Origin of the sequence: Dokdonella fugitiva (assembly GCF_014138265.1) — a bacterium.
Taxonomy (GTDB): Bacteria; Pseudomonadota; Gammaproteobacteria; order Xanthomonadales; family Rhodanobacteraceae; genus Dokdonella_A; species Dokdonella_A fugitiva_A.
The window spans coordinates 917,977-930,015 of the sequence record NZ_JACGXL010000001.1 but is presented as its reverse complement, the minus strand read 5'-3'; the positions used below and the strand labels follow the sequence as shown (position 1 = coordinate 930,015).

The window sequence follows — 12,039 nt, the reverse complement described above, 5'->3', positions numbered from 1 at the left end:
TGTGCGTTCAATCGCGGGGCGTATCGACGAGGGGCCGCGCTCAGTCGTCGCCGTCGTCGGCAGCCTGAAGGTCGAGCGGGTCCGCGTCGTAGACGACGAGATCGCCCGGCTGGCATTCGAGCACTGCGCAGAGCTTGGCGAGGGTCGAGAACCGTATGCCTCGCACCTTGCCGGAACGGAACAGCGAGAGCTGCGTCTCGCTGACGCCGATCAGGGCCGCGACGTGCTTGGCCTTCATGCCCTTGCGCGCGAGCAGTGCGTCGAACGTGATGCGGATCGGCATCAGAAGATCCCGTCGAGTTCGGCCTGTACCGCGGCCGCGCGTTCGAGCACCTGCGCGACCAGCGCGAGCGACGCGCCGAGCGCGCACAGCACCGCGCTGCCGATGTCGTAGGCGATCACGTAACCGGGATCGCTGCCGAACCAGCGCAGCAGCGTCGGCACGGCGAACAAGGCGAACGCGGCGCCGAACGCGAGCATGACGCCGACCCGACGCAGAGCCGCCGCGATCACCGGCGTGTGGAACGCGCCGCGCGCGAATCCGGCGAGTGCGAGGCGAACCCAGGCGAGCGCCATGAGGTAACAACCGTCGGGGATCGCGAGCGCGAGCTGCCGCCCCGCCTGCGCGAGCGTCGTCGCCTCGAAACCGCTGCGCCCGATCGCGACCGCGACCGCGCCGAAACGTTCGGCGAGCAGCAGGAACGCGAGCACGACGAGCAGGACGTCGAGGACGCGGGCGAGGCGGGCGCTGCGTGCGCGAAGGGCCGCGGGGAGGGGCGCGGACAGGAGGGCATCGGGCATTGAAATTTAACCTTGACTTAAATTTCTGTCGGTCGTAGTTTAATTAAAACATAAATTTCGACCGCGCCGAACCCCCGTTCATGCCGGCACGACCGGCCTCATCACGAGTACCGCCATGTCCTGTCTGCAGACCCGCCAGCTGGTGCACCGCTACCGCGACGACCTCGTCCTCGACGGCATCGATCTGGATGTCCCGGCCGGCAGCATCTACGGATTCCTCGGGCCGAACGGCGCCGGCAAGACGACGACCTTGCGCCTCCTGCTCGGCCTGCTCGCGTGCGAGGGTGGCGAGATCCGCGTGTTCGGCCGGCGCCTGCAGGACGACCGCCGGGGGCTGCTGCGCCGGATCGGCTCGATGATCGAGACCCCGTCGTTCTACGAGCACCTGACCGCGCGCGAGAACCTGCTGCTGCTGCAACGGATCCACCGCTGCCCGAAGGCGCGCATCGACGAGGTGCTCGAGCTCGTCGGCCTCGCCGGCACCGGGCGCAAGCGCGCGGGGATGTTCTCGCTCGGCATGAAGCAACGGCTCGGCATCGCGATCGCGCTGCTGCACGGACCGGAACTGCTGATCCTCGACGAGCCGACCAACGGCCTCGACCCGAACGGCATCGTCGAGATGCGCGCGCTGCTGCGACACCTCAATCGCGAGCGGGCCATGACCTTGCTCGTCTCCAGCCACCTGCTCGCCGAGGTCGAGCGGCTCGTGACCCACGTCGGCATCCTGCATCGCGGGCGCCTGTTGTTCCAGGGGCCGATCGACGCGTTGCGCGCGCGCCAATGCGCGACACGGTTGCTCGTGTTGCGCACCGACGACGACGTGGCCGCGCAGGCGCGACTCGCGCAGGCCGGTCATGTCGCGCGGATCGAGGAGCGGCGCCTCGTGTTGCCTGCGCTCGACGATGCCGGCGTCGTCGCGATCGTGCGCGACCTCGTCGGCGCGGGCATCGGCGTACGGGAGGTCGGCGGTTCGCGCGACGACCTCGAAAGCCTGTTCCTCGACATGGTCGATCCGGCCATCGCGCGGGAGGCCGCATGAGCGCCGCGTTCGTCGATGCGCTGCAGGGCGAATGGCTCAAGCAGCGCCGCAGCCTAGCGACGTGGATGGTGCTCGCCGGTGCCTGCTTCACGCCGGCGATCATCCTCGTCGTACGCCTCGTGCGCCATGCGGGTTTGCCGGCGCTGCACGCGGCCGCGGACTTCTGGACGCAACTGTGGTCCAGCGCGTGGGAATCGTCGGCGATCTTCTTCCTGCCGATGGGCCTCGTGCTCGCGACGAGCCTGATCGTGCAGATCGAGTTCCGCAACAACACTTGGAAGCAGGTGCACACCTTGCCGATAGGGCCCGCGACGATCTACTTCGCCAAGCTCGCGATCGTCCTGCTGCTGCTCGTGCAGTTCCTGCTCGCGTTCAACCTCGCGCTCTGGTTCACCGCCGCGGTGCCGGCCTGGCTCGTGCCGGGCGTGGCGATGCCCACCGCGCCGATCCCGTGGGCTGCGTTCCTGCGCGACGATCTCGGCTACGCGATCGGCGGCTTGCCCGTCGTCGGGCTGCAGTACGCGATCGCGCTGCGCCATCGCAACGTGATGGTTCCGGTCGGCATCGGATTCCTGCTCTGGGTCGGCACGCTCGGCATGCTTTCCACGCGCTGGGGTTCATTGAGTCCCTACGCGGCGCGATGTTGCAGTATATCGGCGTGGCGAGTCCCGCCAAGTTGCCGCCGCCGGTGGTCGACGTGCATGGGCTCGCGCTCGGCTATTTCGTGTTGTTCACCGTCGTCGGTTACCTGCTGTTCGCACGGGCGCGAAGCAAGGGATGAGGGGGCGCCCGCGCCCATCGTGCCGTCTTTCCTCGGAAAGGAGGAAAAAGGGAGCCGCCCGAAGGCTTCGCGAAGGAAGTCGCCGGCCGATTCGCCCATCGTCGGCGCGTCGCCCTGCAGGAGCCGCCGCCATGTTCGTCCGCCTCGTCCTCGCCGCCTTCGCGTTCGCCGCGGCCAGCCTCGCGCATGCGCAGTCGTGCGCGCGGCACCTGTTCGTGAGCGGCTACTTCTCCAACAATGTCGCGATCTTCGACGGCTGCAACGGTCGCTTCCTGCGTCAGCTGGACGCTGCGGGGCGCATCAAGGGCGCGCAGGCGGTACGGCTCAATCCCGCCGACGACCTCGTCTACGTGGTCAGCGAAGTGAACGGGCAGATCCAGCGCTACCGCCACGACGCCGACTACGCGTTCGTCGACGTGTTCGCGCAGTTCACGCCCGAGATCGATCCGACCGGCATCGCGTTCGGCGCGGACGGCCGCGTCTACGTCGCGAGCTACGGCACGAGCCGCGTGTTCGAGCTCGATCGCGCGACGGGACAGGTGGTCGGCACCGTGCTGCCGGGCGACAGCGGCCTGCTCGGTGCCGACAACGGCCTCATGATGAGCGCGGCCGGCTTGCTCTACGTACCCGGCTACTCGACCGCGAGCGTCGCGCGCGTGAACCCGGCGACCGGCGAGGTCCTCGCCACCTTCGTGCCGTCGCGCACGCAAGGGCTACGGCGTACGCGCGGCATCGTCGACGAGGGCGCGACGATCCTCGTCGGCGGCGAAGGCAGCGGCGAGGTGTACCGCTTCGATGCGAACACCGGCGCGTTCGTCGGCAAGGCGGTCACCGGCCTCGGCACGCCGACCGGGCTCGCGCTCGACGCGGACGGTTCGATCCTCGTGCTCAGCGGCAACCGCGTGCGGCGCTTCGATCGAAGCACGGGGGCCGACCTCGGCGTGCTCGCGACCGTCGACGACGGCGCGATCGACGGCGGCACGTTCATCGCGCTCGTCCCCGCGACCGCTTCGTCCGGCGACATGCCGATCACGAACGGCTTCACCGGCAGCTGGGCCGACGCCGGCATGGCCGGCCAGTTCGGCATCGCGCTCGAAGTCCTTTCGGGCAACCTGCTCGTCGTCGAGATCTACGCGTTCGCGCCCGCGGGAGGGCAGGCGTGGATCGGTGGCGTCGGTCCGATCGACGGCGACCATGCGACGGTCGCGCTGTCGACGATCAACGGACCCGGCGGGCGCTTCGGCGCGAACTTCGATGCCGCGCGCGTGCAGAACACGCCGTGGGGCAGCGTCAACCTGCGTTTCGACGACTGCAACCACGGCACGCTCGACTGGACGTCGGACGTGCCCGGTTACGGCAGCGGCTCGGTCGCGATCGCGCGCCTGACCTTGCCGGCGGGACTCGCGTGCCCGTGAGCCTCGCCGGCCACGGATCCGTTGGAAGCGTCAGAGCTGGCGATCCTCCGCCTCGAAGTGCCCCTCCGCGATGCGCAGGGTGGCGCCCGCGTCGTCGACGAGGACGAACGAGAACGTGCCCGTGTAGACCTTGCCGTTCGCTGCGGTGATCTCGAAGCGGTTGTCGGTGCTCGCCTTGTCGATGTGGAAGCTCGCGTCCGGCGCGCCGCCCATCGGCTTGTTGCCGCGATCGAACACGACGCTGCAGGTGCTGCGTGAGAACGCCGCATGATCGAGGCGCAGCGGCTGGCCGTCGACGAAACCGTCGCAGACGATCGACAGGCGGTCGACGCGCGTCTTCGGCGGCGGCCACGCACTCGCCCCGCGCGTCGACGCGCTCAGCGTGAACGCGCCGCGGGTCGCGATGAAAGTGATTTCGGCATCGCCCGATTCGAAGGCGGCGTCGCCGACCCGTGCGCCGAGGGACTGCGGGTGCTCCGCGTGCGCGAGCGAGGCGAGGAGGACGAAAGGCAGGGCGGATCGGGGCAGGCGGTTCATGTGCGTTTCCGGGCGGGGCGCCGAAGTGCGCCGTCGGCTACATACGCAATTCCGGCAGCGGAAGGGACATCGACACGGGGCGCGCGGTGCTACAGTTCGCCGGTTGCATCCATCGTCGGGAACGAAACATGCTGTCATCCGGAACCTATCCCATCGGCACGCCCGGCCAGGCCTGGGGCGATGCCGAGCGTGCGACGTGGCTGGCGCGCCAGGTGCGCCGGCGCAGCTATGTCGACGACGTCGCGAGCGCGATCGATCGCCTGCGCGACCGCTTCGACGTCGCGCCGTACGGCCAGCTCGACTATCCGCCCGAGCAGTTCGAGCTGTTCGCGGTGCGCAGCCGCAACTGGGACCATGCGTTGCCGATCGTGCTCGTCACCGGCGGCGTGCACGGCTACGAAACGAGCGGCGTGCACGGCGCGCTGCGCTTCCTGGAACGTCACGCCAAGGACTACGCCGGGCGCGTGAATCTGCTTGCCGCACCGTGCGTGAGCCCGTGGGCGTACGAACGCATCCACCGCTGGAATCCGCTCGCGCTCGATCCGAACCGCTCGTTCCGCGAGGACAGCCCGGCGCCGGAGTCGGCCGCGCTGCTGCGCCTCGTCGCGCCGTTGCGCGACAACGTGCTCGTGCACGTCGACCTGCATGAGACCACCGACAGCGACGAATCGGAGTTCCGTCCCGCGCTAGCCGCGCGCGACGGCGTGCCGTTCGAACCCGGCGAGATTCCCGACGGCTTCTACGTCGTCGGCGACAGCGAGAACCCGCAGACCGAGTTCCAGCAGGCGCTCATCGCCGCGGTCGCGAAGGTCACGCACATCGCGCCCGCGGACGCGAAGGGCGAGATCATCGGCTCGACCGTGGTCGCCCCCGGCGTCATCAACTATCCGCTGAAGCGACTCGGCCTCTGCGCGGGCATCACCAACGCGCCGTACACGACGACGACCGAAGTGTATCCCGACAGTCCGCGCGCGACGCCCGATCAGTGCAACGCGGCGCAGGCGGCCGCGGTCTGCGCGGCGATCGACTTCGCGCTCGCGCGCGCGTCGCGCTGACCCGCGGCGTCCGGCGGGACGCGTGCGCTGCGTCGGCGTCGACGGTTGCAAGGCGGCGTGGTTCGCGGTCGAGCGCACGCGCGACGGCTTCGCGTGCGCCGTGCACGCCGGGCCGCGAGAGCTGATCGCGGCGCACGCCGGCGCGCGCGTGATCGCGGTCGACGTGCCGATCGGATTGGCCGAACGCGGCCGGCGTGCGCCCGACGGCGACGCGCGCGCGTTCGTCGGCTGGCCGCGCGCGTCGAGCATCTTCTCCGCGCCGGTACGCGGCGTGCTCGGTGCGACGACGTACGCCGAAGCGCTGCGGCTGCACCGCCAACTCGACGACGGCCGCGGCCTCAGCGCCCAGGCGTTCGGCATCCTGCCGAAGATCCGCGCGTGGGACGAGGCGTTGCGCGAGGACGCCGATGCACGTGCGCGCGTGTTCGAGATCCATCCGGAAGTCTCGTTCGCGGCGATGAACGGCGGCGTCGGCCTCGCCGCGGGAAAAAAGACCACGCAGGGTCGCGAGCAGCGGCTCGCGCTGCTCGCTCGCGTGTTCGACGAGGCGGCGGTGCGCGCGCTGCTCGCCTCCGTGCCGCGTCGCGTCGCTGCCGCCGACGACGTGCTCGACGCGTTCGCGGCGCTGTGGTCGGCCGAGCGGATCGCCGACGGCGTCGCGCGCTCGCTGCCACCGACGCCCGTGGTCGACGCGAACGGCTGGAACGTCGCGATCCACTACTGAACTGCCTGCGCGCGCGGCCACGGCGCCGCGTCGCGATGTCTCAATCCGCCGCGTCGAGGCGTTCTCCGACGATGGGCCGCAATGACGCGGTCCCTTTGTCAACAAAGGAGCTTTGCATGAAGAAGCTACTTGGCGCGATGCGCGTTCGCACGGTGCTGTTCGGCCTCGTCCTCGGCCTTTCCGCGGCCTCCGCGTGGGCACTGCCGCCCGGCGGTGGTGGCGGCGGTCATGTCTGCATGATCGATCCGGCCGATACGGGCCACTACCTTTCGTGCCTGAACTGGCTGCCGGCCAGCGTCTGCTGCGCGATCTACGGCCTCTAGCCTGGTCCCCTTCGGGCGACAGGGACGTCACCCGATCCGTTTCGTGACACGTGCATCGACGGCTGCGAGGGACGGCGACCGGCGATGCGGTGATGGGAGTGGATGATGAACGGACCTCTGCGCGTGCTGCGCGGCGTCGCCTCGACGGTCGCGCTCGTCGCCATCGCCGCCGCCTGCGGCTGGCTCGGCATATCGATGCTTCGCAGCGTCACCGCGCCGCCCGTGCTGCAGGCGGGTGACTACTCGGCGATCGTGCGCGACGCGGGCGAGCCGGTCGTGCTGTTCGCGACGACGACATGTCCGTACTGCCGGCAGGCACGCGCGTTGCTCGACGCGATGAAGGTCGAGCACGTCGTCTACGACGTCGACGTGTCGCCGCCCGCACGCGCGTTGTACGACCGCCTGCACGCGAACAGCGTGCCCGTGCTCGTCACGGCGAGCCTGCGTGTCACGGGTTTCGACGAGGCGACCTACCGCTCGACACTCGGTGGCCGCGTCGCGGCGGTCGGCGCCACGCACTGAGGCCCGCGGCACCGGGCGCGCCGTCGCGCCGCGTCGTCGCACTGCGCATGCGATCGCCGTTCGGCGCGCGGCGGCGCGAGCGCGCCTCGTGCCCGCGCAGGTTTTACGATGAATTTACGCCCGCGGTGCCCGCGCGGAATGGAGGCTTTACGCGCCAGCGACCCAGACTTTCGCGGTGGCCGATACGGCCTCGCGAGGGTCTTCCATCGCCATGTTCCGACTCCATCCACCGCGCGGCCCCCTGTTGCCGCTCGCGCTCGCTGTCTCGCTCGGTGCGCCTGCAGCGCAGGCCCTGACGTTCAACGGCAACGCCACGCTGACCACCGACTATGTCTGGCGCGGCAGCACGCAGTCCGACGGTGAACCCGCGGCACAGGCCGGCTTCAAGGTATCCGGCGACACCGGCTTCTATGCGTCGGCGTGGGGATCGAGCATCAAGTTCGCGCCTGCGCTCGATGCCAGCACCGAACTCGACTTCACGCTCGGCTGGAGTCATGCCCTGTCGGAGGATTGGGCCGTCGACGCCAACGTGCTGCGCTATCACTACCCCGGCACGACCGTCGATCTCGACTGGACCGAGCTCGACGGCACGGTGACGTACCGAAACAACTACTGGCTGTCGGCAGGCTGGTCGAACGAGGCGCTCGGCTACGACCACAGCGGCCTCTACACGCAGATCGGCGCGCGTTTCCCGCTCGACGACCGCTTTCGCCTCGAGGCGATGGTGTCGCACTACTTCCTGAGCCGCGACGTCGTCGCGCGCGACGGCTACACGCATGCGCAGGTCAACGCGATCTGGGCGTTCCATGCGCCGTTCGAGCTGCGCCTGTCCGGCCATGCCACCGATGGCCACGCGAAGGCGATCTTCGGCGACGACGTCGCGGGCACGCGCGTCGAAGCCGCGCTGCAAGCCGCATTCTGAGGAGAACGCGAACATGCCCGGCTGGTTGGTATTGGTCTGCAGCGTGCTGGTCGTCCTGACCTTCATCTACCTGCTCTACGTCGTGCTGCGCCCCGAGGATTTCTGAGCGCCATGACCTCACGCGACAAGGTCCCATTGCCATGATCGAAATCCTGCTCGTATTCGCCGCGGCGATCGCCCTCGGCTGGCCACTCGGCCTGTACCTCGCGCGCGTGATGCGCGGCGACGCGTCGCGCCTCGACGTCGTGTTCGATCCGCTCGAACGCCTGGCCTATCGCGCGCTCGGCACCGATCCGCGGCGAGGCATGTCGTGGAAGGGCTACGCGCGCGCGTTCGTCGTCAGCAACGTCGTGCTCGGCGCGCTGGTCTGGCTGCAGTTCATGACCCAGGCGTGGCTGCCGTTGAATCCGGACGGCGCGCCGAACATGCGCTGGGATCTCGCGCTGCACACGATGGTGTCGTTCCTCACCAACACCAACCAGCAGCACTATTCCGGCCAGGCGCAGTTGTCGTACCTGTCGCAGATGGTCGGCATCGTCGGCCTGCAGGTGATCACGCCGATGATGGGGCTCGCGATGGTCGTCGCGACCTTGCGCGGCCTGTTCGGCGGACGCGACGCGCAGGCGCGGCACGCGGATGGCGAACGCGCACCGACGCAGGTCCCCATCGAGCGCGACCTCGGCAACTACTGGGTCGACCTCACGCGCGCGACGCTGCGCTTCATGCTGCCGCTGTGCCTCGTCTGGTCGGTGCTGCTCACCTCGCAGGGCGTGCCCGCGACCCTCGAGCGTGGACCGACGGTCACGCCGATCGATGCGAGCGCGGAACTCAAGCAGCAGCACATCCCGCTCGGCCCGGTCGCGCCGATGGTCGCGGTCAAGCAGCTCGGCACCAACGGCGGTGGCTGGTACGGGCCGAACAGTGCGATGCCGCTCGAGAATCCGACGCCGTTCTCGAACGCGCTCGAGGTGCTCGCGATCGTGCTGATCCCGGTCGCGGTCACGTTCATGGCCGGCCGCTTCGTGCGCCGGCGCCGCTTCGCCGCGCTCGTGTTCGGCAGCATGCTGCTGATGTCGGTCGCTTCGACCGGGCTCGGCGTGTGGTCGGAAGGGCACTCGGCGAGCGCGCACGACATCGCGCTCATGGAAGGCAAGGAAGTGCGCTTCGGCGCCGACGCCTCGGCGCTGTGGGCGACCCTGACCACGCAGACGAGCAATGGCTCGGTCGACGCGATGCACGACTCGCTCGCGCCGTTGACCGGCGGCATCGCGATCGTCGACATGCTCGTCAACGCGATCTGGGGCGGCATCGGCTGCGGCCTCATGCAGTTCCTCGTCTACCTGCTGCTCGCGGTGTTCCTCGCCGGCCTCATGACCGGCCGCACGCCGGAGCTGTTCGGGCGCAAGATCGAGGCGCCGGAGGTGCGCCTGCTCGCGCTGCTGATCCTGCTGCAACCGATCGTCGTGCTCGGCTTCACCGCGATCGCGCTCAGTTTCCCGTCGATCACGGCGAACTCGAATCCCGGTTTCCACGGCGTCAGCCAGGTCTTCTACGAGTACGTCTCCGCATTCGCCAACAACGGCTCGGGCTTCGAGGGGCTCGGCGACGGCACCTACTGGTGGAACCTGTCGTGCACGCTCGTGCTGATCCTCGGCCGCTATCCCGCGTTGATCGTGCCGCTGGCGATCGCCGGCCAGATGGCGCGCAAGAAGGTCGCGCCGGAGAGTGCAGGCACCTTGCACGTCGAGACGCCGACCTTCGCGCTCACCCTCGTCGCGGTGATCGTGATCCTGACCGTCCTGCAGTTCATGCCCGCGCTCGTGCTCGGCCCGGTGGCCGAGCACCTGTCGCTCGCCGTTTCGTGAGGAATCCGCCGTGACCGACCTTCCGCTCCACCTCGGCGCCGCTCGCCGCCATCCTGCCGGCGGGCTCGATGCCGCCGGCCTGCGCGCGGCGATCGCCGAATCGTTCCGCAAGCTCGCACCGCGCCAGGCGATGCGCAGCCCGGTGATGGCCGTCGTGCTGCTCGGTACGCTGCTGTCCGCTTTGATCACGATCGCCGCGTCGGCCGACAAGGCGTTCGGCATCGCGGTGACCGCCACGCTGTTCGTCACCGTGCTGTTCGCGAACTTCGCCGAAGCGGTCGCCGAGGCGCGCGGGCGCGGCCAGGCCGCGTCGCTGCGCGCGGCGCGGCGCGACCTGGTCGGTCGCCGCCTCGACGACGCCGGCAACGAGACGCGCGTGGCGGCGAGCGAACTGCGGGCGGGCGACCGCGTGCTCGTCAGCGCGGGCGAGTTCGTTCCGGCCGACGGCGAGATCGAACGCGGCGTCGCGACGATCAACGAAGCCGCGGTCACCGGTGAATCCGCTCCGGTGCTGCGCGAAGCGGGTACCGATCGCAGCGGCGTGATCGGCGGAACGAAGGTGCTCTCGGACGAAATCGTCGTGCGCGTGAGCGCCGAGCCCGGCGGCAGCTTCCTCGACCGCATGATCGCGCTCGTCGAGGGTGCGAACCGGCAGAAGACGCCCAACGAGATCGCGCTGACGATGTTGCTCGCGGCGATGACGTTGACCTTCCTCGTCGTCTGCGTGACCCTGCCGTTCCTCGCCGGTTTCGTCGGCGTGAAACTCGATCCGCTGCTGCTCATCGCGCTGCTCGTCTGCCTCATCCCGACGACGATCGGCGGCTTGCTGCCGGCGATCGGCATCGCCGGCATGAACCGCGCGCTCAAGGCGAACGTGCTGGCCAAGTCGGGCAAGGCGGTCGAAGTCGCCGGCGACGTCGACGTGCTGCTGCTCGACAAGACCGGCACGATCACCCACGGCGACCGCCAGGCGACGGCGTTCCATCCGCTCGGCGGCATCGATCGCGAGCAGCTGCGCGACGCCGCCTTGCTGTCGTCGCTCGCCGATCCGACGCCGGAAGGCAAGTCGATCGTCCGCCTCGCGCGCGAGCTGCGCAGCCGCGTCGAGGACCCGCAGCAGGCGACGTTCGTCTCGTTCAGCGCGCAGACGCGCATGTCCGGCGTCGACGTCGGGGCGCGCTCGATCCGCAAGGGCGCGAGCGACGCGATCGCGCGCCACGTGCGCGCGCTCGGCGGCGTGGTCTCGCCCGAGCTCGATGCGCGCGTCGAGCAGGTCGCGCGCGGCGGCGCGACGCCGCTCGTCGTCGCCGACGGCAAGCACGTGCTCGGCGTGATCGAACTCTCCGACGTGGTCAAGCACGGCGTGAAGGAACGCTTCGCGCGCCTGCGCGAGATGGGCATCCGCACCGTGATGATCACCGGCGACAACCCGCTCACCGCGGCGGCGATCGCCGCGGAGGCGGGCGTCGACGACTTCATCGCCGAAGCGAGGCCGGAGGACAAGCTCGCGCGCATCCGCGCCGAACAGGCCGCCGGCCACCTCATCGCGATGGTCGGCGACGGCACCAACGACGCGCCCGCGCTGGCCCAGGCCGACGTCGGCGTGGCGATGAACTCGGGCACGCAGGCGGCGAAGGAGGCCGGCAACATGGTCGACCTCGACAACGATCCGGCCAAGCTGCTCGCGGTGGTCGAGGTCGGCAAGCAGCAGCTGATCACGCGCGGCGCGCTGACCACGTTCTCGCTCGCCAACGACGTGTCGAAGTACTTCGCGATCCTGCCGGCGATGTTCGCCGCGGCGCTGCCGTCGATGGCCTCGCTCAACGTGATGCGCCTCGCCAGCCCGAACAGCGCGGTGCTGTCCGCGCTCGTGTTCAACGCGCTGATCATTCCCGCGCTGATCCCGCTCGCGCTCAAGGGCGTGCGCTTCAAGCCGGCGAGCGCGGTCGCGCTGCTGCGCCGGAACATGCTCGTCTACGGCCTCGGCGGCGTGCTGCTGCCGTTCGTCGGCATCAAGGCGATCGACCTCCTGCTCGCCGCCATCGGAGTCTGACC

14 protein-coding genes and 1 pseudogene are annotated in these 12,039 nt (G+C 69.7%); 12 read left to right on the top strand and 3 right to left on the bottom strand.

Going from position 1 to position 12,039, the window contains the following annotated elements:
* Window positions 1-40: 40 nt before the first annotated feature.
* Both FHW12_RS04260 and FHW12_RS04255 read right to left on the bottom strand, forming a co-directional pair.
* A complete protein-coding gene (locus tag FHW12_RS04260; protein WP_182529721.1) occupies window positions 41-283 on the bottom strand; it encodes a helix-turn-helix domain-containing protein in 243 nt (80 codons plus the stop codon).
* Window positions 283-801, bottom strand: coding sequence for a hypothetical protein (locus FHW12_RS04255; protein ID WP_182529720.1), 519 nt, complete (start codon window positions 799-801; stop codon window positions 283-285). Before FHW12_RS04255 ends, FHW12_RS04260 begins: the two co-directional genes overlap by 1 nt.
* Window positions 802-916: 115 nt before the next feature.
* Between FHW12_RS04255 and FHW12_RS04250 the strand changes: the two genes are divergently transcribed.
* The 4 genes and pseudogenes from FHW12_RS04250 (at window position 917) to FHW12_RS21045 (ending at window position 4,036) form a co-directional block, all read left to right on the top strand.
* Window positions 917-1,840: an ABC transporter ATP-binding protein gene (locus FHW12_RS04250; RefSeq protein WP_182529719.1), complete on the top strand. Its 924-nt coding sequence runs from the start codon at window positions 917-919 to the stop codon at window positions 1,838-1,840.
* Window positions 1,837-2,358, top strand: a pseudogene (locus FHW12_RS21755) (ABC transporter permease); the annotation flags it as partial. The gene FHW12_RS04250 and the pseudogene FHW12_RS21755, both read left to right, overlap by 4 nt.
* A gap of 122 nt (window positions 2,359-2,480) precedes the next feature.
* On the top strand, window positions 2,481-2,621 hold the full coding sequence (locus FHW12_RS21050) for a hypothetical protein (protein WP_220484293.1): 141 nt from the start codon (window positions 2,481-2,483) through the stop codon (window positions 2,619-2,621).
* Window positions 2,622-2,752: 131 nt separating this feature from the next.
* Window positions 2,753-4,036, top strand: a complete 1,284-nt coding sequence (locus FHW12_RS21045) for a hypothetical protein (RefSeq protein WP_220484292.1) — start codon at window positions 2,753-2,755, stop codon at window positions 4,034-4,036.
* 30 nt (window positions 4,037-4,066) lie between these two features.
* Here FHW12_RS21045 and FHW12_RS04240 read toward each other — a convergent pair whose 3' ends face one another.
* Complete coding sequence (locus tag FHW12_RS04240) at window positions 4,067-4,573, bottom strand: hypothetical protein (protein WP_182529718.1); 507 nt, start codon at window positions 4,571-4,573, stop codon at window positions 4,067-4,069.
* 128 nt (window positions 4,574-4,701) lie between these two features.
* Here FHW12_RS04240 and FHW12_RS04235 point away from each other — a divergent pair, with 128 nt between their 5' ends.
* From FHW12_RS04235 to kdpB, 8 genes are all read left to right on the top strand, one after another.
* Entirely contained in the window at window positions 4,702-5,628 is a 927-nt protein-coding gene (locus FHW12_RS04235) for a M14 family metallopeptidase (protein ID WP_182529717.1), read from the top strand.
* Between the two features lie 22 nt (window positions 5,629-5,650).
* Window positions 5,651-6,352, top strand: coding sequence for a DUF429 domain-containing protein (locus FHW12_RS04230; protein WP_182529716.1), 702 nt, complete (start codon window positions 5,651-5,653; stop codon window positions 6,350-6,352).
* Between the two features lie 116 nt (window positions 6,353-6,468).
* Window positions 6,469-6,675: a hypothetical protein gene (locus tag FHW12_RS04225; RefSeq protein WP_182529715.1), complete on the top strand. Its 207-nt coding sequence runs from the start codon at window positions 6,469-6,471 to the stop codon at window positions 6,673-6,675.
* 105 nt (window positions 6,676-6,780) lie between these two features.
* The gene (locus tag FHW12_RS04220; protein WP_182529714.1) at window positions 6,781-7,197 is read left to right on the top strand and encodes a glutaredoxin family protein; all 417 of its coding nucleotides are present in this window, start codon (window positions 6,781-6,783) and stop codon (window positions 7,195-7,197) included.
* 211 nt (window positions 7,198-7,408) lie between these two features.
* Complete coding sequence (locus FHW12_RS04215) at window positions 7,409-8,119, top strand: TorF family putative porin (protein WP_182529713.1); 711 nt, start codon at window positions 7,409-7,411, stop codon at window positions 8,117-8,119.
* Window positions 8,120-8,132: 13 nt separating this feature from the next.
* Window positions 8,133-8,225, top strand: a complete 93-nt coding sequence (locus tag FHW12_RS04210) for a potassium-transporting ATPase subunit F (RefSeq protein WP_182529712.1) — start codon at window positions 8,133-8,135, stop codon at window positions 8,223-8,225.
* A 34-nt stretch (window positions 8,226-8,259) separates the two neighbouring features.
* A complete protein-coding gene (gene kdpA, locus FHW12_RS04205) occupies window positions 8,260-9,984 on the top strand; it encodes a potassium-transporting ATPase subunit KdpA (protein ID WP_182529711.1) in 1,725 nt (574 codons plus the stop codon).
* A 10-nt stretch (window positions 9,985-9,994) separates the two neighbouring features.
* Window positions 9,995-12,037 carry a potassium-transporting ATPase subunit KdpB gene (gene kdpB, locus FHW12_RS04200; protein ID WP_182529710.1) on the top strand — a complete coding sequence of 681 codons (2,043 nt, stop codon included), beginning with the start codon at window positions 9,995-9,997 and terminating at the stop codon, window positions 12,035-12,037.
* The last annotated feature ends 2 nt before the right edge of the window (window positions 12,038-12,039 follow it).

Coding starts and splice junctions, on each gene's coding strand:
- FHW12_RS04260 (WP_182529721.1), bottom strand. CDS start 283: ATGCCGATCCGCATCACGTTCGACGCACTGCTCGCGCGCAAGGGCATG.
- FHW12_RS04255 (WP_182529720.1), bottom strand. CDS start 801: ATGCCCGATGCCCTCCTGTCCGCGCCCCTCCCCGCGGCCCTTCGCGCA.
- FHW12_RS04250 (WP_182529719.1), top strand. CDS start 917: ATGTCCTGTCTGCAGACCCGCCAGCTGGTGCACCGCTACCGCGACGAC.
- FHW12_RS21050 (WP_220484293.1), top strand. CDS start 2,481: ATGTTGCAGTATATCGGCGTGGCGAGTCCCGCCAAGTTGCCGCCGCCG.
- FHW12_RS21045 (WP_220484292.1), top strand. CDS start 2,753: ATGTTCGTCCGCCTCGTCCTCGCCGCCTTCGCGTTCGCCGCGGCCAGC.
- FHW12_RS04240 (WP_182529718.1), bottom strand. CDS start 4,573: ATGAACCGCCTGCCCCGATCCGCCCTGCCTTTCGTCCTCCTCGCCTCG.
- FHW12_RS04235 (WP_182529717.1), top strand. CDS start 4,702: ATGCTGTCATCCGGAACCTATCCCATCGGCACGCCCGGCCAGGCCTGG.
- FHW12_RS04225 (WP_182529715.1), top strand. CDS start 6,469: ATGAAGAAGCTACTTGGCGCGATGCGCGTTCGCACGGTGCTGTTCGGC.
- FHW12_RS04220 (WP_182529714.1), top strand. CDS start 6,781: ATGAACGGACCTCTGCGCGTGCTGCGCGGCGTCGCCTCGACGGTCGCG.
- FHW12_RS04215 (WP_182529713.1), top strand. CDS start 7,409: ATGTTCCGACTCCATCCACCGCGCGGCCCCCTGTTGCCGCTCGCGCTC.
- FHW12_RS04210 (WP_182529712.1), top strand. CDS start 8,133: ATGCCCGGCTGGTTGGTATTGGTCTGCAGCGTGCTGGTCGTCCTGACC.
- kdpA (WP_182529711.1), top strand. CDS start 8,260: ATGATCGAAATCCTGCTCGTATTCGCCGCGGCGATCGCCCTCGGCTGG.